The organism is Mammaliicoccus fleurettii (assembly GCF_002018435.1).
GTDB classification, from domain to species: Bacteria; Bacillota; Bacilli; order Staphylococcales; family Staphylococcaceae; genus Mammaliicoccus; species Mammaliicoccus fleurettii.
The window spans coordinates 1-18,965 of record NZ_MWJM01000022.1; the positions used below are offsets into that span (position 1 = coordinate 1).

The following is an 18,965-nucleotide window of genomic DNA, read 5'->3' on the forward strand; positions in this document are numbered from 1 at the left end:
TATATTTTGTTAATACCATAGAAAAACCAATGGTTGATTACATCTAAAGATATTACACAAAATTATGGACTTGACTTGTATTTGAGCTGAATCGCACGATATCTCTGGAGTCTTCGTGCGTTTTGGACCGATTTTATCTGAATCGCACGATATCTCTGGAGTCTTCGTGCGTTTAAATTAGTTTTTCTACTCTCACCCTTATTTATAATATACTTTAGTTTTGTTTTTCATTTTAACTTTGAACTCTTCTTTCATTATATAAGAAAGTGTATTTCTATGAATGCCATTACACCATTTTCTAGCTTCTCTCATTGTGAAGGGTTCCCCTTTAATGCATAGCAATTCTTCAAGTGTCTTCAAGACTAATTTCTTCCTTGAAATTCTGCTAAAACAGAAATTACATGTAATCATTTTTTGCTTTTCTTTCAAAGTCTCACTGATAATATTCTTACAATGTGTACATCTTATTCCAGGATTTATATTTTCGAATTTAAACTTTGGGTATTGATGATATTCGTCTTCAAAAGGAGAATTTAGCTTTTGCAGGGAAGTGTTAATTAAGTGGTTTTGCTGAGGATTTTCATTTTTAATTAAGTGTTTTACTTTATTTAATTGAGTAGGTAAAATAATCAAGTCATTGTTTACATTACCAGTTAACTTAAAATTTTCATTAATAAAAACCAAGTAACTCTTTATCATTCTTTGGATATTTAATCTTTTAATTAAAAGTTCTAAATAGTATTCGTTTCTTTCTAACTGTGCTGTTGGATACTTTATAATAAAACCACTTTGCCCAATTAAATTACCATTTTTAAATTCATAACTGCCATAATAATTTTTTATTTCAAACTGATAGATGATTTTATCTGTTATCACTATAAAATCATATTGATAATCTTGATTGTTTCTAAGTTGTAAATTATAAATATATTCTACATTTTCAATGCAACTTAATAATTCTAAAAATTTATTTTCTCCCTCTTTTCCTTTCTTATATGTTTCATACTTTTGAATATCTTGCTGTTTAATACTTGTTCTTCCAATTAAAGATTCAATTAAATTATAATAATTTTTACTCATGAAGGCACCTTCTTTGTTGTCATATTCTATTTCCATTTTAATCCAATTCAATCAAAAAATCGAGGTTGGGACAATTCTATTGTCTCAACCTCGAACTTATTTTATCTATATAAATGATTCAAATATTAGTTGTTTTCCTGGTACGGCTTTCTCATCAAATCCATCTAAGAATGGTTGGTTATCATATGGTACTTTAATTCTTTCTACATTTATCGCACCATCTTTAACTTCTACAATTCCATATACTGCATAAGCGCCATTGTTCAAACCTACAGATCCTGGATTAAAATATATTGTCTCAATATCATCAAAATGGTGTAATACATGATTATGTCCAAAGGTTACAAAATCTGCATCTAAGCCATTAAATAATCCATGCACATGTTCTAATGAGGGCTCAACGATTGGTTCAAATGGATCGTCACTAATATGTTGCTTGATATTTTCTTCAAGTATACGATAATGAGTGAAATAAAATTTTAATCCTTCAATATCTTGAGTAACTTCACGTTGCAAGTTATTCAAAAAGTTATAATATTTAGTATCTAAATGTTCCACTATCCATTGATGATGTTCATAAAATTTATTTTTTAAACTTTCAGGATAATCTTCTTTATTAGAAACTGCCATTATTGCTTCATCATGGTTTCCAGCAATATAAGTCATATCATCTCTATTTGTAATAACTTCTAGAACTTCATTCGTTTGATGTCCGACACCAATGTTATCGCCTAAATTATAAATGTGTTTAATGTCTTTTTTATTATCTATATCTGTAAGTACAGCTGTCAAAGCATCATAGTTTCCGTGTATATCTGTTAAAATTGCAAATTTAACCATAATACAACTCCTTAATGATTAATTATTAAATTGCTCAACCGCTTCTTTAATTTCTATGTCTCCTGATACCACTTGAAATTCTTGTCCAATTTTACCATCATTATTTAATACTTCTTGTATCACATTAGCAACGTCTTCGCGTGGTACTTTTCCGCGTTCAACTTCTTCTGCTATTTCTACTTTACCTAATCCATCATCGTTAGTTAATAATCCTGGATGCACAATTGTATATGGTAAACCAGAATTTCTTAAATGAACATCAGCATAATGTTTAGCAATTGTATAAGGTTTCAAGTCACCTTCAAATGCTGATCTTCTAGTATCAAATGAAGAAACGAGTACGAAATGTTTTGTACCTGCTTTCTTACTAGCTTCTATTGATTTAACAGCACCATCTAAATCAATGATAATCGTTTGATCTGCTCCAGTGTGACCACCAGATCCAGCAGTAAACACAACTTTATCTGCATCTTTTATTTTTTCAGAAATATCATTAATATCATCATATTCTAAATCAAGTGACACTGTTTTGGCACCTAATTCTTCAAAGAAAGCTGCTTGGCTATTTTTTCTAATGCCTGCTGTTACTTCATTTCCTTGATCGATTAAACTTTTTACTAAATGTCTTCCAATTTGTCCATTAGCACCTATTACGAATATATTCATTTAAAACACTCCTTTAAATTTTTTCATGTATAAATTGATAATTGTGCAATCTATCTGAGGTAATTAACCTTTCTGTTACTTCATATGGCTTTTCATAATTCATATCTGATACAACAATAGAACCGTCACTTTTCACTTCATTAACAATCGCAACATGTCCTAATTCACCATAATCAGTTTGTAATATAGAACCTTCTCTTGGTTGACCATCGACTTTATAACCTTCATCTTTAGCACGATCATCCCACTGTTTTGCATCACCCCAAGATGATCCAATTCTTTTATCAATATTTAATCTTTCTTCATAAACATAAAATGTACATTGACCTTCTTGATAAAAATTTCCTAACGAGCGGTCATCTGTTTTATCATTTTTCTTAATTTGTTCTGTCCGTATAGCTATTTCTTTTTCCTTTATTTGCTTTTTGATATCTTCAGTGTAATCACTTATAAAATCAAATCCACCTTGGCTTCTAAAAAGAAATGCCATTGCAATAATAGCAGTCCATGTAGCAATGAACACAATAAATCGGAATAACTTTTTCATAGTCCACTCCTAAAAATCTTATACTTTAAATATATGAGTAATTTAATACGATATCAAACAAAGTGCTTATTACCTTCTTTTAAAAGTTTGTAATTATTATAATATTTTTGACAATTAAATGACATTTGCAATGTTATTTATGTTACCCTAATTATACAAATAAACAATGAGGTGAATCTTATGTTCAAATTCCAATTGGACTACTATAGAAATGGACAAGGCTTACATATCAAAACAATTTTATTAACAATCCTTTCCTCAATTATTATGGTTCTATTAATGTTAATTCCGGGTATTGCATTTATAATTGGAGGATTTTCTTTAGCGGCATCACAAGACTTTTCAGGTGAACCATCAGGCGGTGGCATAGCAACATTTCTAATCTCAATGGTCATAGGGTTTATATTATTTATTCTGATGTATATTTTTATATTAATCCCTATAGCTTATGGAATTCTAAAATTCTATAAAGATACAGATTTAGGCATTAGCCCACGCTTTAGTGATTTATTCATGTTCTTAAAAAAAGGAAACTATGTTAAAACATTAAAGCTAACTTTAATTATTGGTTTAATTAGTGTAGCAATGTATTTCATTGTTTACATAGTTGTCATTATTGTAGAAGTGATATTCTTCGCAATATTTGGTACTTCAATGGCGTTATTGCAACCAAGTTCAGGTAGTGAAGGTATTGGTGCAATGTCTATATCATTCATCGTAATCATGTTATTTATGATATTGGTATTATTTGCCTTATTTATACCTTTATATTATTTTGTTATCTTTATAGTTAACACAGTACTTGTCCATATTGATCAAAGATCATTACCTACAATAACTAAATTCTCAATCGGTTGGAACATAACAAGTAAGGGACCTCATAGTGCTTGGAAGTTATTATTCAGTAATTTAATTTATATTGTAGCAGCGTATATTATCATAGCAATCATTGGAATTATAGCAGCAGTTATTGTTTCATTGATGCCAAGTGTGATACAAATATTATTCGCAATTATAGGTTATATACTATTCTACCTATTTATGTTTGCAGTATTCTACTTCTTATATGGTAGCCTTATGAACTTCTATCATAAAAATAAAAATGCACTTTATCCAAAAAATAACTAAAGTTAAATTTTAAGAGCTCTATTAATTTTGAGCTCTTTTTTTATTTATCTTTACGAACGCTTCCCCTGTTTTTTATCTCCTTCCATTTTTCTTACATCAAATTTTTAACGCCATATATCGATTGAAATTCAAAGTCTGGCTCTACTTCTATATATTCAAACTCACTAAAATTACGATTTATCCATGCAGTTTTAAATCCAAACTTTTGTGCTCCGACAATATCCCACTTATTAGATGATACGAACAGAATTTTTTGTTTCTCATATGGAATCCTTTCTTCTAATAATACATATCCATTAGAATTGGGTTTATACATACCAAATTCTTCAAGCGCTAAAATATGTTTAAAGCTACTATCGATATTTGAATGTTTCAATACTTTTTGAATCATTTCTTGATTGCCATTACTAAATATAACTTTATCGATATGTGATATATCATTTAATGATTGAGTTACTTCAGGGAATACTTGCAAGCGATAATACTCTTCCACACACTCATTTACGTCACTTAATGAATAGTCAAAATCATTTCTATCAAGTACATATTCGAGTGAATCTTTTATAACTTTACTAAATGGTTTATATTGATCTACTAGCTGTCTAACATGAGTATATTCTATAAGTTTATGACGCCAAGCTTTAGCTATTTTTTCTCCGTTTCCAGGAAATAATTTCTCACACTTTTCTTGGACACTATTTATATCGAATAAAGTTCCATATATATCGAAAACGACCGTTTTAATCATAATAATCACTCCTTATAAATCCTTTCATTTTATTATATCCAAACGAATATAAAACAATCCCGCAAAATATATTGCTATCAATATATTTTGCGGGATTGACGATCTATAAAGTCACTATAAATAAAAATCAGACTGGATAAATTAATTATCACAGCCTGAATATCATTTTGTTATTTAAATAATTTAGTTTATTAAAAATTTCTTACTTAAGTAGTCAGCTACACCATTTTCTTCGTTTGTTCTTCTTGTTACTTCTTTACCCAATTCTTTTATGTGATCTGGTGCATTTTTCATAACTATTGGGTAATCAACATGTTCTAGCATTTGTTTATCATTGTCACTATCACCAATTGCATATGTCTTAACATCTTTATCTAGTTCTAAATATTTTAACGCAGCTTCTATTGCTGTCGCTTTGTTTACACCCATAGGCATCGTTTCAAGATTACATGGTGTAGAATGAGAAATAGAAATATTAAGTTCTTCCTTCATTGGTAGAATGAGTTCTTCCCATTTTTTAATTTCTGTTTTATGCTTTTTGAAAAAATAAAACTTTGAATATGCATCTTCTGGTATTTCATCGACCCATTTTATTTTTTCGCTTAATGCTTCTTGTCGAGATTTCCATTCATTAGCTTCTACATCTCCTGCTTGTTCAGTGGATATTTCTGACAGTAGCAATGTTTTATCGCGGTTTAATGCAATTCTATTTTTATAGTACGGGAATAATTCATAATATATTTGATGCTTTTCTGCTAAATCAACAAGTTTATGTACAGTTTCCATCGGTAGTTGATTTTTAAATATTTCTTTGCCATTAATATAACCTACTGCACCATTGGATGATAATATACCATCAACTTCAAAATTCTCAGGAACCAAATATGAAATCTCATCATAAGCTCGTCCAGTAGCTATAAATACTTTAATGCCTTTTTGTCGAACTTCTTGAATAATCTCATTAGTAAAATCAGTTACTCTATTTTCTTCATTTAAAATTGTGCCATCCATATCTAAAAAAACCACTTGCGTTGTCATGTTGATGCCTCCATATAATTTATCAATATCTATTATTTCATGCTCATATAATAAAGGCAATATTTTAGATTTATATTACTTTTTAGATAATATTGGTCTATTGTTCTTAAATGAAACATCAACATTTATGTTAAATAAGTTACTCATATTTTTTTCATTAACAACGTCATTAATATTTCCTGATCGAAATACCTTACCGTCTTTTAATAATAAAATTTGCTTAAATACAGGCAACACTTCTTCTAGATGATGCGTAACATATATCATTGTTGGACCACTTTTATCTTGACCAATATTCTCAATTCTTTCCAATAAATCTTCTCTTGCAACAAAATCTAAGCCATTTGTTGGTTCATCAAGTATTAGAAGTCTCGGTTCTGACATTAAAGCTCTACCAATTAATACACGCGTTTGTTCACCTTGTGATAAATTCCCAAATCTTCGGTTAATATAATCCTTGGTAATACCTAATGCTTCGCAAATTTCATTTGCTTTATCTTTAATTTGTTTACTTGGTTCTTTATATACACCTATTGACGCATAAGCACCACTAATAACAGTCGTAAAAGCATTGTCTTCTTTTCTCATTTTCTTAAATAAAGATTGAGAAACATAACCAATTTGCTTTCTAATACCATCAGCTGAATATCCAAGTTCACCTTGTTTCATATCTAATATTTCAAATTCACCTGAAGAAGGCGCTGTATACGCATTAATAATATCAAGCATTGTGGATTTTCCTGCTCCATTTAATCCGTACAATACCCAATGCTCTCCATCAACTATTTCCCAAGAAATATCTTTTAGTATGTATTTACCTTCACGTATCCAGTTAATATGTTTCAAATCAAGAAGCATATTTACATCCCCTTTAATTTACTGTTTTCATAATATTCACTAATTGTACATGAAAGTTTAAGTATATTAAAGATGATTGGATCAGAAGGTAATTTATAATTTATTGTATTTCAGGGTTTATTTCGAATCGTAAACCATCCGGTGAAGTTAGAATCTTGCTTTCTGCATTTGGCATTTGTACCACTATATTTGCTAAACCATAACTATTGTCTGATTCTTCTCTTTTTTGATTTGATTGCCAAGTATTAATCGCAATATGATGGTGATAATTTTTAGTAGACATAAACAAAGCATTTGGAAAATTATCTACTACTGCTTTTAATCCTAAAGTATTTAAATAAAATTCTTTAGACGCTTCAATATCATTTGTTTTTAAATGTAAATGTCCAATTTTTGCATCAGCAGGCATTCCATTCCAACCTTCATTTGAAGCTTGTTCAACTAGCGCTTCTGCATTCACCTCATGTGTATCCATTGCAACATTGCCATCATTCCATTCCCAGTTACGCGCATCACGATCACGATATATTTCTATACCATTTCCATCTGGATCATTTAAATATAGTGCTTCAGACACTATATGGTCACCAGCACCTAACTGAACATTTAATCTTGAAGCGTGAATTAAGAAATCTGCTAAATCTGCTGTTGTAGGTAGTAATATTGCAATATGAAATAAACCCGCTTCTCTTATACTAGGTTTTCTTCCATCTTCTAATAATTTCAAAGTAATCGTATGTCCTGAATCACCTATTTCAAATACTGTTTCTGTTTCATTCTTAGTTCTTATTGTTAATCCAATTATATTGTCATAAAATACTGTCATTTTCTCTAAATCTGTAACATTTAACGTGATACCTTTAACTAATGTTGCATCTTTACCATGAAACATATATAACACCTCTTCTATTTTCTTTATCAATAATATTAGTATACTTTATATACTATAAAAAGTATACTAATATGTTTAAAAAAATGCCCATAAACGTCATACTCATCAGTAAGTCCGTCTATGAACAGTTCTTTTATATCTCTAATTCAAGTCTTACCATGTCTTTACATTGTATGCCATTCTCAAAAATAGGATCTTTATAATATTTAATGAAATAATCAATATCTATAGATTTCATTCTAAAACCAGCTTGTTGATAAAGTTTTAATTGACCAATACCAGAATTTCCGGTACCTACAGTTATAGTATGACAGTCTAATTCTTTACCGACTGTTATAATATGTTCAATTAATTGACGACCAATCCCTTTGTTTTGAAATTGAGGATCAACAGCTAAATTAACTAATTCCAAAGTGTTTGGTCTCGTTAACAATCCCACTACAATACCGATTGTTTGACCTTGTTTCTCATAAATGTAAACTTTACCTCTTAAAGTATAATCATTAATCGCTTGTTGATTGTCATCAGCTAAAGATAACAATTCATAATGTCTTTCCGTTAAAAACTTACATAATGATATCATTACTTCACCTACAACATTTCAATTTATTAAGCTTTCTTACGTTTAACAAACCAGATAATAAATACAATGATTCCAATAGCAATAATCGCATACATAAAGTTTGAATAAACATCCATATAGTTAACTATTTGATGCCAATTATCTCCAACTTTAGCACCAACTATAACTAGTATTAAATTCCAAATAAGTGTACCTAAAGTCGTTAATAATAAGAACAACCATTGATTCATATCACTCATACCAGCTGGGATAGAAATCAAACTTCTAATAAGTGGAATAAATCTGCAGAAGAACACCGTCCATGGACCATACTTATCGAACCATGCATCAGCTTTTCTTACATCTTCTTTCGTTAATCTTAAATACTTGCCCCACTTTTCAATAATTCTTTCGAGTCTATCAACGTTAAGTATACGACCAATCCAATATAAAATAACAGCTCCAAAAACTGATCCTATAGTAGAGGCAATAACCACACCTACTATTGTTAATTCTGATTTAGTTGTCATAAATCCTCCAAACGTCAAAATTACTTCTGACGGAATAGGAGGAAAAACATTTTCTAATAATATTAATAAGGCTATACCCAAATAACCAAATTGCTCCATGATACTTGTAATCCAACTCTCCATTAATTTGCTCCTTTAAGTTATCATCTTTATATAAATACCTTTTCAAGCTATAACATAAACCTTCAAAAATAATACTTAACTTAATTATATAATAAAACAATCATAATAAGAGTCAGACTTAAGAATGAATATTTTTCAGTTTTATTTTGGATCCAGTTTTATTATAATTTAACTTTTTTTAATCTTAGCGCGTTCGACACAACACTTACAGAACTTAATGCCATTGCTGCGCCAGCAACCCATGGAGCTAAGAGACCTAATGCAGCTATCGGTATGCCAGCTGTATTGTAACCAAATGCCCAAAATAAATTTTGTTTAATATTCTTAATTGTAGCATGGCTAATTTTAATCGCTTTTGGAATGAGCAATAATTCTCCACCTAAAATCGTTACATCAGCTGCTTCTATTGCCACTTCAGTTCCTGTACCTATTGCAATACCTATATCTGCTATAGCTAGTGCTGGTGCATCATTAACACCATCTCCTACCATCGCTACTTTTTTACCTGTATTTTGAATGGCTTTTATTTTGTCTGCTTTTTCTTCTGGTAATACTTCAGATATAACATTATGAATACCTACTTGTTTCGCTATTGCTTGAGCTGTTCTCTCATTATCACCAGTTAGCATTATAACCTCTAGACCTTCATCTTGTAACATTTTAATAGCTTCAGGTGCATTCTCTTTAATTGTGTCAGCTACAGCAACAATACCTTTAAAAACGCCACCTACTGCCACTAGCATAGCTGTCTTACCTTCAGTTTCTAATTTAGATAAATCTTCATCAAATATATTTGTGTCAATGCCGTTTTGTGACATCAATTTTCTATTACCTACTAATACATTCTCACTATTTATTAATGCCCGTATACCGTATCCAGGGATTGCATCAAAATCTTCTACATCTGCTAGTGTTATATCTTGCTCAGTTGTATACGCCACTATGGCTTCAGCTAATGGATGCTCTGATCCTTTTTCAGCACTAGCTAATAATTTCAATGTCTCAATATCTCCTGTAAAATCTGTTACTTCTGGTTTACCTTTTGTAATTGTTCCAGTCTTATCCAATACGATTGCATTTAATTGGTGTGTGCGTTCTAAATGCTCTCCACCTTTAAATAGTATGCCGCTTTCTGCAGCTTTTCCTGTTCCTACCATTATGGATGTTGGTGTTGCTAATCCTAAAGCACAAGGGCAAGCAATAACAAGAACAGCAATTGCCGCAACGAGTGCATTTTCAAATTGACCAGCATCAACTAAAGTAATCCAAATTAAGAATGTTAAAATAGCTATACCTACAACTATTGGAACAAAGTAACCTGAAATAACATCTGCTAACCTTTGAATAGGTGCTTTAGAACCTTGAGCTTCTTCGACAACTTTAACGATAGATGCCAACGCAGTATCTTTTCCTACTTTTGTTGCTTTCATATTAATTAAACCATTTTTATTAATTGTAGAACCTATAACTTCTTCGTTTATTGACTTTTCAACTGGTATAGATTCGCCAGTTATCATAGATTCATCAATAGCCGTTCGCCCTTTTTGAATAATACCGTCTACAGGTATCTTTTCGCCTGGTTTAATGCTTAAAATATCACCAACAGCTACATTCTCTATTGGTATCATGATTTCCTCATTATTTCGTATTACTCTTGCTTCTTTAGCTTGCAAACTTAATAGTGAAGATAATGCATTTGTCGTTTGGCTTTTAGCACGTTTTTCTAAATATTTTCCAAATAATATTAAAGTGATTAATACCGCACTTGTTTCAAAATATAAATGAGGCATATAATCTGGTCTACCAATTGTTTTTATCGCTTCATATAAGCTATAAAAATATGCTGCACTTGTCCCTAATGCAACAAGCACATCCATGTTTGCACCACCATTTTTTAAGTTCTTATATGCTCCAACATAAAATTGCCAACCAATTATAAATTGAACAGGTGTTGCTAATACAAATTGGAACCATGGATTCATTAACATTTGTGGCACTGGAAGATTAAATAAATGAACAAACATCGTTAATATAAGCGGTAATGACAAAATAGCTGAAACAATAAGTTTTATTTTCATTTGTTTAACTTCATTTTCTTTATATGTCTTTTTGTCTTTTGAATCATTTTTAGACTCTGCATCATAGCCAATATTTTTAATTTTATCAATAATTGACTTTTCATCGATTAACTCTGGATTATATTCAACACTCGCTTGTTCAGTTGTTAAGTTTACAGTTGCAGTTGCTATCCCTTGTTGACGATTTAAAACTTTTTCAATACGGCTTGAACATGCAGCACATGTCATACCATAAACATCTAAATCTAATTTTTCAGTCAAAACACCATAGCCTAAATTTTCTATTTTTTTCGTTACATCAGATAATTGAGTTGAATCATCTTTAAACTTAATAGAAGCCTTTTCAGTAGATAAATTCACTTGTGCTTCTACGCCGTCCATTCTGTTTAAGACTTTCTCAATTCTACTTGAACATGCAGCACATGTCATACCTGTTACGCCAATAGTAACTTGTTTGTCTTCATTCATTTAGTTGACCTCCTTACTTAGAAAATTGCTTAAGTACACTCATCAATTCATCAATTGTTTCTTCGCCTTCTCCGTTTTGAATAGCATCTGTAACGCAATGTTTAATATGACGTTCAGTAACAGCAAATCCTACATTTTTTAATGCAGATTGAATGGCACTAATTTGTACAAGAATATCAACACAATATCTATCTTCTTCAACCATATTTTGAATTCCTCTAACTTGACCTTCAATACGCTTAAGTCTATTTATAACTTTATCTTTCTCTTCTTTAGTTCTTGGTGTTACTGTATGTTCATGTAAAAACTCACTCATAACTTCACGTCCTCTCTTTAAATACAACTATACCCCCCTATCGTATATTTTTCAATGTGAATGCTCAATTTAAACATAATAATGAAAAAAGCCGGGACAAATTAATTGTCCCAGCCTCTGATTTTCTATATTAATTATTCAACTGTAACTGATTTAGCTAAGTTACGTGGTTTGTCTACGTCACAGCCTCTGTGTAATGCTGCGTAGTAAGAAATAAGTTGTAATGTAACAACTGAAACAAGTGGAGATAACATTTCATGTACGTGTGGAATAACATACGTATCATGATCATGTTCTAAACCTTCCATTGAAATGATACATGGATTAGCGCCACGTGCTACAACTTCTTTAACATTACCTCTAATTGATAAGTTAACTTTTTCTTGAGTAGCTAAAGCAACAATTGGTGTACCTTCTTCAATTAATGCGATTGTACCGTGTTTTAATTCTCCACCAGCAAATCCTTCAGCTTGTATATAAGAGATTTCTTTAAGTTTTAATGCGCCTTCTAGACCTACATAGTAATCCATTGTACGGCCAATGAAGAATGCGTTACGTGTTGTTTCTAAGAAATCTTTAGCAATTTGTTCCATTTTTGGAGCGTCATCAACTATTGCTGTAATTGCAGTAGTCACTTTTGCTAATTCAGGGATAATATCTACACCTGTATTTTTGTTATGTGCATTAGCTACTACTTGGGAAAGTATTGCTAATACTGCTATTTGAGCTGTATATGCTTTTGTAGACGCAACAGCGATTTCTGGACCAGCATGTAAGATTAATGTATGATCCGCTTCACGTGATAGTGTAGAGCCTGGTACGTTTGTAATTGTTAAAGCTTTATGTCCTAAACGTTTAGCTTCTACTAATACTGCACGGCTATCTGCTGTTTCACCTGATTGTGAGATAAAGATGAATAATGGTTTTTTAGACAATATAGGCATGTTATAAACAAACTCTGAAGCAACATGTACTTCAGTTGGTACTTCAGCCCATTTTTCAATAAATTCTTTACCAACTAAACCGGCATGGTAACTCGTACCACAAGCAACGATATAAATTCTGTCAGCTTGAGCTACATCATCTATAATTGCTTTATCAATTTTAAGATTGCCTTCTTCGTCTTGATAATTTTGAATGATATTACGCATTACACCAGGTTGTTCATGAATTTCTTTTAACATGTAATGATCATAAGTACCTTTTTCAACGTCTGAAGCATCAATTTCTGCTTTATAGCTATCTCTTTCAATCACTTTACCATCTTGATCTTTAATAATTACTTCATCGCGTTTAACGATTACGATTTCATTATCAACTAATTCTTTATAAGTATCCGTAACAGCTAACATTGCAATTGCATCTGAAGCGATAACATTAAAGTCTTCTCCGATACCTACTAATAAAGGTGATTTGTTTTTAGCTACATAAATTGTATCTGCATCTTGTTCATCTAATAAACCAAGTGCATAAGAACCATGTAATAATGATAATACTTTATTGAAAGCTTCTTCAGTAGTTAATCCTTTATTTGAGAAGTACTCGATTAATTCGACAATTACTTCAGTATCAGTATCTGATTTGAATGTAATGCCTTCTAAATATTCACTCTTAAGTTGTTCATAATTTTCAATTACACCATTGTGTACTAATGTAAAACGACCAGATGTTGATTGATGTGGATGAGCATTTTCATAGTTTGGTACACCATGTGTTGCCCAACGAGTATGACCAATACCAATATTTCCATCAAAATCATCTGAAGCTGCTTTACGTAACTCAGCAATTCTTCCTTTTGCTTTAAATACTTTAATTTCTTCTTTGTTTCTAACAGCAATACCAGCTGAATCATAACCTCTATATTCTAATTTTTCTAATCCTTTAAGTAATAATTCTTTAGCATTTGCTGTACCTATATATCCTACTATTCCACACATAAACAAAATTCCTCCAATTTTAAATAAGCGGTTAGACACCAAAAAATTGTCCAGTCGCTTTCAATACATTCTTTAATTTATGGCTATTTCAATGGCTTTGGACATACAGTCACCTATATGCTTTAAACATTGAACTTTCGAATGGGCCACATCCGGGATAGCATCCGCCGATAATTCGATAACTATCCTCCTCGTCAACAAAGGCAACTACATTCATTCAACATGTATCTGTTTATACACGCATCATTAATCATGTATGACCATTGTTCAGGCGCTATAAGTTTCCTTATTTTAGTATACCTCACATTCCTCCTTAAGTAAGCTTCCTTCATTCTACAATGAAACTGTATGTTGTGCAATTATAATACTATATTTCATACAAATATAGTACTTTTGCTAGATATATTAATTATAAAAAAAGAGGCAAAGACAAATTAATTGTCTCCACCTCAATTCGTACTATTCAATACCCATTTCTTCTTTTACAACATCTGCAATGCTGTTTACGTATCTTTCAGCATCTTCTTCTGTTTTAGCTTCAACCATAACTCTAACTAATGGTTCTGTTCCTGAAGGTCTTACTAATATACGTCCTTCACCATTCATTTCAACTTCAACTTTAGTCATAATTTCTGACACTTTTGTATTTTCTTCCACACCAAATTTGTTTGAAACTCTAACATTTACTAATCTTTGTGGATATTTTTTCATTTTGCTTGTTAAATCACTTAAACTTTTGCCTGATCTTTTTATAATACTTGCTAAGTGTGCACCAGTTAATAAACCGTCACCAGTTGTATTATAATCCATAAGAACAATATGTCCCGACTGTTCTCCACCAAGGCTATAAGACCCATGTCTCATTTCTTCAACGACATATCTATCGCCAACTTTTGTTTTGTTTGATTTAATGCCTTCTTCTTCTAACGCTTTATAAAAGCCTAAATTACTCATAACAGTCGAAACAACCATATTATCTTTTAACTCACCATTTTTAGCCATATCTTGTGCTAAAACAAACATAATTTGGTCACCATCAACGATTTGTCCTTTTTCGTCTACAGCAATTATTCTGTCACCATCGCCATCAAAAGCTAATCCTAAATCAGCTTCATGTTCTAGTACCGATTTAGCTAATTCTTCTGGATGTGTAGAACCAACATTTAAATTAATATTGTATCCATCAGGTTTACAACCAATTGTTTCACTTGTCGCTTCTAAGTCACCAAATAAGTATGGTGCTAGTGAATAAGTGGCACCGTGTGCGCCATCCAATACAATTTTCAATCCGTCTAAATCACCATCAACCGTAGATTTAATATAGCTAATATATTTTTGAGCACCTTCAAAGTAATCAGAAATAGGATTCAATTGATTACCAGTTGGTCTTGGTAAGTTATCTTCTGAAGAGTCTATTAATTTTTCAATTTCTAATTCTTCATCATCCGTTAATTTAAAGCCATCTGGACCAAAGAATTTAATACCGTTGTCAGCTACAGGGTTATGAGATGCACTAATCATTACCCCAAGATCAGCATCCATTTCTCTCGTTAAATATGCAACACCTGGAGTTGATATTACTCCTAACCTCATTACTTCTGCACCAATTGACGAAAGACCTGCTATTAAAGCAGATTCTAACATTTCCCCTGAAACACGTGTGTCTCTACCAACTAAAACTTTTGGATTCTCACTATTATGCTTCTTTGATAATACATAACCACCAAATCTACCTAATTTGAATGCAATTTCCGGTGTTAACTCAGAATTTGCTACACCTCTTACACCATCAGTACCAAAATATTTGCCCATTATAATTCTCCTTTATTTCCATTAGTTTTTAGAAGTTGTAATTTTTGCTTCAACATCTTTATATTCTGCGTCATCCACACCATCTGGCAAGTTTAAATCTACTTTTTTAGTTGTATTCCCGTCAACGTTAGAAACGTCTACAGGTACATCTATTGATTCAATACCATCTAGTACATTACGCGAACCATATATTTTAACTTCAGATTTATCTAAATTAATTCCATCAATACTAACACCTTTTGATGAAGTACCCTTTGTAATAGGATTTAAACTTACTGTTTTACTAGATCTAGCTACTTTAATATTAACATTTACGGTATCTGGTCTAATTTGCACATCCAATTTATTTAAATTGCTATCAAGTACACTTATACCAGCTTTTTCAGTCGTATCGTCTGTTAATTGTTTATTTTCATCTAATGTTGCCTTAACATATGAAATCTTATTCAGTTCTTCCTGCCCACCTGTAATAGTGACTTGTGAAGGATTTACTGTCTCTCCGACTAATTCGTATCCTGAAGCAATTCTATTTTGATTTATTTCTGCTTCAATTGGATATTTTTTAGACACTTTATCTTGTAGTGAAACATTAGCACTTTTTGGAATCACAGTTGCTTTCAATTCATCACTTAAACCTTTAATCTTAAATTCTTCTTTATACTGACCAACTGATTTGTTTTTTAAATCTAACTCTACTTTAAAATTCAATAATTTTTCAGCTTGTAATATTGTAGACTGCGGTCCTGAAACTTTAACGTCTACTGTTTTAGGTGCACCAGACAAATATAATTCTTTCGTATCATACAACGTATCGACAGGTACATCTTCTATTGTATGATCAGAACTTTTTAAAGCATTTTCTGAAAACAAACTGCCAAACACATTATTAACAGATAAAAACATGAGTAATGCTAGCACTAAAGCTACAAAACGTAATCCCCATTTAGATTCTAGCATCTACTTCACATCCTTTCTGTTTTGAACAGAACCAAACCAATGCTCAACTAGTAACTCTCTAAATGCTTCGCTTGATATTTCTTTTCTAAGTTTGCCATTAATTGTTACAGAAATTGAACCCGTTTCTTCAGATACAACAACTGTAAACGCGTCTGATACTTCTGAAATACCTACAGCTGCTCTATGTCTAGTTCCTAGACTTTTAGAGATTTTTTGACTATCTGATAAAGGTAAATAACTCGCTGCTGTAGCAATTTTTTGTTCTTGAATAATCATCGCACCATCGTGTAATGGTGTATTAGGAATGAATATATTAGTCAGTAACTCTTGAGAAATATCAGCATTTATTGGTATACCCGTTTCTATGTAATCTTGCAATCCTGTTTCTTTCTCGAACACAATTAATGCTCCAATTCTTCTTTTTGCCATATATTGTACTGCTTTATCGACACTATCAGTTAATCTTTCTTGTTCTGCTGATGTCGCTACATTAACTCGTTTAAATAAACTTCCGCGCCCTAATTGTTCCAAAGCTCTTCTGAACTCAGGTTGGAATATTACAATAATAGCTAAAAAACCCCATTGTAATACAAAATCAAACAGGAGCGTAGTAGTTGTTAAATTTAAAAAATTACTTATTGTTCTACCTATTATGATGAAAAATATACCTTTTAATAATTGTATCGCTTTTGTACCTTTAACTACAGTTATGATCAAGTACAATACATACCATACAATAATCAAATCAAGTATACCTGTAATAACCTTTAAGGCACTCAATTCACCAAAAATATCAGGTAACTGCATAGTATCTCCTCCGTCTTTCATTTACCTAGTGCTTATTATAACAATTTTTTCGGTATATTGTTAATTTAATTATATATAAAACAAAAAAGCCTCTTTAAAAGAGACTTCTTAATTTAAATACATCTATATATCGTTGTCAATTATAATAACTTTTCACCAAAAAATGATCCCATTAAACCTATCGCTTGATGTGCAGTCTTATTATATTCATCAATTAAAGGATTAACTTCTACTAAATCAGCAGAAACAATCAAGTTTGATTCATTTAACATTTCCATTGCTAAATGACTTTCTCTGTATGTTGCCCCTCCAGGTACAGTCGTTCCAGTACCTGGCGTTTCAACTGGGTCTAACGCATCAACATCAAGTGAAAGATGAATACCATCCGTTTTAGCTTTTAAATAATCAATAGTTTCAGAAATCACTTTACTCATTCCAAGTCTATCGATATCTGCCATAGTATATGTAAGTATACCTTGTTCTTTTATATATTTCTTTTCTCCATCATCTAAATCTCTCATACCTATTAATACAACATTTTCAGGTTTAACTTTATTTTTATACCCACCAATATTAGTGAGATTTTCATTTCCATCTCCTAATAAAGCTCTTAAAGGCATTCCATGAATATTTCCACTTGGAGAAGATTCTATTGTATTTAAATCACCATGTGCATCATACCAAATGACCCCTAAATTCTCATAGTGTTTACTTATACCTGCAATAGAACCTATAGATAATGAATGATCTCCACCTAAAATTAATGGGAAGTTACCATTATTCTTCGTTTCATTTACAGCTTCATATAAATTGTTTGAAAATGAAATAACTTCATCTAAATTTCTTAATCCATTCTGTTCACTTTTATATTTTTTCATATCTATTACTGGAGATTCCACATTCCCTTTGTCTATTACTTCATGACCTGTATTCTCAATTCTTTCAATTAAACCAGCATATCTTAAAGCATCTGGTCCAAAATTAACCCCTAATTTACGCTGACCAAAAGCCGTTGGAGCACCGATTATTTCAATGCGCTTATTCATAATTTAATATCCCCCTTATTTAGCATTACTATTATATTCTATTATATGTAAGCACTTACATCAAGCTATACAAGGGTTCTTGGATAATATTAATATATCCCAAATATTTATACACTCATGCATAAACATCTTGCATAATTTATTTATATAAATATACAAAAAAAGAGACGTTAGCTTAAACTAACGTCTCTTACTTATGAGCCATAGAGGATTCGAACCTCTGACCCTCTGATTAAAAGTCAGATGCTCTACCAACTGAGCTAATGGCTCTAAAATGGCTGGGCTAGCTGGATTCGAACCAGCGGGTGACGGAGTCAAAGTCCGTTGCCTTACCGCTTGGCTATAGCCCAATCATGGTGGAGGGGGGCAGATTCGAACTGCCGAACCCGAAGGAGCGGATTTACAGTCCGCCGCGTTTAGCCACTTCGCTACCCCTCCAGCTTATTTTTTTAAATGGTGGAGAATGACGGGTTCGAACCGCCGACCCTCTGCTTGTAAGGCAGATGCTCTCCCAGCTGAGCTAATTCTCCAT

General features: G+C 31.6%; 18 protein-coding genes and 4 tRNA genes. 1 reads left to right on the forward strand and 21 read right to left on the reverse strand.

Annotation, left to right across the window (positions count from 1 at the left end; genetic code table 11):
- Positions 1-198 precede the first annotated feature (198 nt).
- From B2G86_RS12065 to B2G86_RS12080, 4 genes are all read right to left on the reverse strand, one after another.
- The gene (locus B2G86_RS12065; RefSeq protein ID WP_158079040.1) at positions 199-1,080 is read right to left on the reverse strand and encodes a nuclease-related domain-containing protein; all 882 of its coding nucleotides are present in this window, start codon (positions 1,078-1,080) and stop codon (positions 199-201) included.
- 105 nt (positions 1,081-1,185) lie between these two features.
- Positions 1,186-1,920: a metallophosphoesterase family protein gene (locus B2G86_RS12070; RefSeq protein ID WP_078358439.1), complete on the reverse strand. Its 735-nt coding sequence runs from the start codon at positions 1,918-1,920 to the stop codon at positions 1,186-1,188.
- Positions 1,921-1,938: 18 nt separating this feature from the next.
- A complete protein-coding gene (locus B2G86_RS12075; RefSeq protein ID WP_078358440.1) occupies positions 1,939-2,586 on the reverse strand; it encodes an SDR family oxidoreductase in 648 nt (215 codons plus the stop codon).
- 13 nt (positions 2,587-2,599) lie between these two features.
- Positions 2,600-3,133 (reverse strand): CHAP domain-containing protein, encoded by a 534-nt coding sequence (locus B2G86_RS12080; RefSeq protein ID WP_078358441.1) that lies wholly within the window; start codon positions 3,131-3,133, stop codon positions 2,600-2,602.
- A 180-nt stretch (positions 3,134-3,313) separates the two neighbouring features.
- Between B2G86_RS12080 and B2G86_RS12085 the strand changes: the two genes are divergently transcribed.
- Positions 3,314-4,261 carry a hypothetical protein gene (locus B2G86_RS12085; RefSeq protein WP_078358442.1) on the forward strand — a complete coding sequence of 316 codons (948 nt, stop codon included), beginning with the start codon at positions 3,314-3,316 and terminating at the stop codon, positions 4,259-4,261.
- Between the two features lie 91 nt (positions 4,262-4,352).
- Here the strand turns inward: B2G86_RS12085 and B2G86_RS12090 are convergent, their stop codons facing one another.
- From B2G86_RS12090 to B2G86_RS12170, 17 genes are all read right to left on the reverse strand, one after another.
- Positions 4,353-5,009, reverse strand: coding sequence for a haloacid dehalogenase type II (locus B2G86_RS12090; protein WP_078358443.1), 657 nt, complete (start codon positions 5,007-5,009; stop codon positions 4,353-4,355).
- 183 nt (positions 5,010-5,192) lie between these two features.
- A complete protein-coding gene (locus tag B2G86_RS12095; protein ID WP_078358444.1) occupies positions 5,193-6,047 on the reverse strand; it encodes an HAD family hydrolase in 855 nt (284 codons plus the stop codon).
- Between the two features lie 75 nt (positions 6,048-6,122).
- A complete protein-coding gene (locus B2G86_RS12100; RefSeq protein WP_078358445.1) occupies positions 6,123-6,905 on the reverse strand; it encodes an ABC transporter ATP-binding protein in 783 nt (260 codons plus the stop codon).
- Between the two features lie 100 nt (positions 6,906-7,005).
- On the reverse strand, positions 7,006-7,797 hold the full coding sequence (locus B2G86_RS12105; RefSeq protein WP_078358446.1) for a VOC family protein: 792 nt from the start codon (positions 7,795-7,797) through the stop codon (positions 7,006-7,008).
- A gap of 133 nt (positions 7,798-7,930) precedes the next feature.
- Complete coding sequence (locus B2G86_RS12110; RefSeq protein ID WP_078358447.1) at positions 7,931-8,380, reverse strand: GNAT family N-acetyltransferase; 450 nt, start codon at positions 8,378-8,380, stop codon at positions 7,931-7,933.
- Between the two features lie 26 nt (positions 8,381-8,406).
- The gene (locus tag B2G86_RS12115; protein WP_078358448.1) at positions 8,407-9,012 is read right to left on the reverse strand and encodes a DedA family protein; all 606 of its coding nucleotides are present in this window, start codon (positions 9,010-9,012) and stop codon (positions 8,407-8,409) included.
- Positions 9,013-9,173: 161 nt separating this feature from the next.
- Entirely contained in the window at positions 9,174-11,558 is a 2,385-nt protein-coding gene (locus tag B2G86_RS12120; protein WP_078358449.1) for a heavy metal translocating P-type ATPase, read from the reverse strand.
- 13 nt (positions 11,559-11,571) lie between these two features.
- Positions 11,572-11,874, reverse strand: a complete 303-nt coding sequence (locus B2G86_RS12125; RefSeq protein ID WP_078358455.1) for a metal-sensing transcriptional repressor — start codon at positions 11,872-11,874, stop codon at positions 11,572-11,574.
- A gap of 134 nt (positions 11,875-12,008) precedes the next feature.
- Positions 12,009-13,811, reverse strand: coding sequence for a glutamine--fructose-6-phosphate transaminase (isomerizing) (gene glmS, locus B2G86_RS12130; RefSeq protein WP_078358450.1), 1,803 nt, complete (start codon positions 13,809-13,811; stop codon positions 12,009-12,011).
- 459 nt (positions 13,812-14,270) lie between these two features.
- Positions 14,271-15,623: a phosphoglucosamine mutase gene (gene glmM, locus B2G86_RS12135; protein ID WP_078358451.1), complete on the reverse strand. Its 1,353-nt coding sequence runs from the start codon at positions 15,621-15,623 to the stop codon at positions 14,271-14,273.
- A gap of 21 nt (positions 15,624-15,644) precedes the next feature.
- Positions 15,645-16,580, reverse strand: a complete 936-nt coding sequence (locus B2G86_RS12140; protein WP_078358452.1) for a CdaR family protein — start codon at positions 16,578-16,580, stop codon at positions 15,645-15,647.
- Positions 16,581-17,387, reverse strand: coding sequence for a diadenylate cyclase CdaA (gene cdaA / locus B2G86_RS12145; protein ID WP_078358453.1), 807 nt, complete (start codon positions 17,385-17,387; stop codon positions 16,581-16,583). It lies immediately after the preceding gene.
- Between the two features lie 140 nt (positions 17,388-17,527).
- Positions 17,528-18,433: an arginase gene (gene rocF, locus B2G86_RS12150; protein WP_078358454.1), complete on the reverse strand. Its 906-nt coding sequence runs from the start codon at positions 18,431-18,433 to the stop codon at positions 17,528-17,530.
- Positions 18,434-18,630: 197 nt separating this feature from the next.
- A tRNA-Lys gene (locus B2G86_RS12155) sits at positions 18,631-18,703 on the reverse strand.
- 5 nt (positions 18,704-18,708) lie between these two features.
- Positions 18,709-18,783: transfer RNA gene (locus B2G86_RS12160), tRNA-Gln, on the reverse strand.
- Positions 18,784-18,787: 4 nt separating this feature from the next.
- Positions 18,788-18,871, reverse strand: a tRNA-Tyr gene (locus B2G86_RS12165).
- A 16-nt stretch (positions 18,872-18,887) separates the two neighbouring features.
- Positions 18,888-18,963, reverse strand: a tRNA-Val gene (locus B2G86_RS12170).
- Positions 18,964-18,965 lie beyond the last annotated feature (2 nt).

Excerpts from the sequence above, each read along its gene's own strand:
- B2G86_RS12075 (WP_078358440.1), bottom strand. The coding sequence starts at position 2,586 with ATGAATATATTCGTAATAGGTGCTAATGGACAAATTGGAAGACATTTA.
- B2G86_RS12110 (WP_078358447.1), bottom strand. The coding sequence starts at position 8,380 with ATGATATCATTATGTAAGTTTTTAACGGAAAGACATTATGAATTGTTA.
- B2G86_RS12115 (WP_078358448.1), bottom strand. The coding sequence starts at position 9,012 with ATGGAGAGTTGGATTACAAGTATCATGGAGCAATTTGGTTATTTGGGT.
- rocF (WP_078358454.1), bottom strand. The coding sequence starts at position 18,433 with ATGAATAAGCGCATTGAAATAATCGGTGCTCCAACGGCTTTTGGTCAG.
- B2G86_RS12125 (WP_078358455.1), bottom strand. The coding sequence starts at position 11,874 with ATGAGTGAGTTTTTACATGAACATACAGTAACACCAAGAACTAAAGAA.
- cdaA (WP_078358453.1), bottom strand. The coding sequence starts at position 17,387 with ATGCAGTTACCTGATATTTTTGGTGAATTGAGTGCCTTAAAGGTTATT.
- B2G86_RS12065 (WP_158079040.1), bottom strand. The coding sequence starts at position 1,080 with ATGAGTAAAAATTATTATAATTTAATTGAATCTTTAATTGGAAGAACA.
- B2G86_RS12105 (WP_078358446.1), bottom strand. The coding sequence starts at position 7,797 with ATGTTTCATGGTAAAGATGCAACATTAGTTAAAGGTATCACGTTAAAT.
- B2G86_RS12085 (WP_078358442.1), top strand. The coding sequence starts at position 3,314 with ATGTTCAAATTCCAATTGGACTACTATAGAAATGGACAAGGCTTACAT.
- B2G86_RS12095 (WP_078358444.1), bottom strand. The coding sequence starts at position 6,047 with ATGACAACGCAAGTGGTTTTTTTAGATATGGATGGCACAATTTTAAAT.
- B2G86_RS12090 (WP_078358443.1), bottom strand. The coding sequence starts at position 5,009 with ATGATTAAAACGGTCGTTTTCGATATATATGGAACTTTATTCGATATA.
- B2G86_RS12080 (WP_078358441.1), bottom strand. The coding sequence starts at position 3,133 with ATGAAAAAGTTATTCCGATTTATTGTGTTCATTGCTACATGGACTGCT.
- glmS (WP_078358450.1), bottom strand. The coding sequence starts at position 13,811 with ATGTGTGGAATAGTAGGATATATAGGTACAGCAAATGCTAAAGAATTA.
- B2G86_RS12120 (WP_078358449.1), bottom strand. The coding sequence starts at position 11,558 with ATGAATGAAGACAAACAAGTTACTATTGGCGTAACAGGTATGACATGT.
- B2G86_RS12070 (WP_078358439.1), bottom strand. The coding sequence starts at position 1,920 with ATGGTTAAATTTGCAATTTTAACAGATATACACGGAAACTATGATGCT.
- glmM (WP_078358451.1), bottom strand. The coding sequence starts at position 15,623 with ATGGGCAAATATTTTGGTACTGATGGTGTAAGAGGTGTAGCAAATTCT.
- B2G86_RS12100 (WP_078358445.1), bottom strand. The coding sequence starts at position 6,905 with ATGCTTCTTGATTTGAAACATATTAACTGGATACGTGAAGGTAAATAC.
- B2G86_RS12140 (WP_078358452.1), bottom strand. The coding sequence starts at position 16,580 with ATGCTAGAATCTAAATGGGGATTACGTTTTGTAGCTTTAGTGCTAGCA.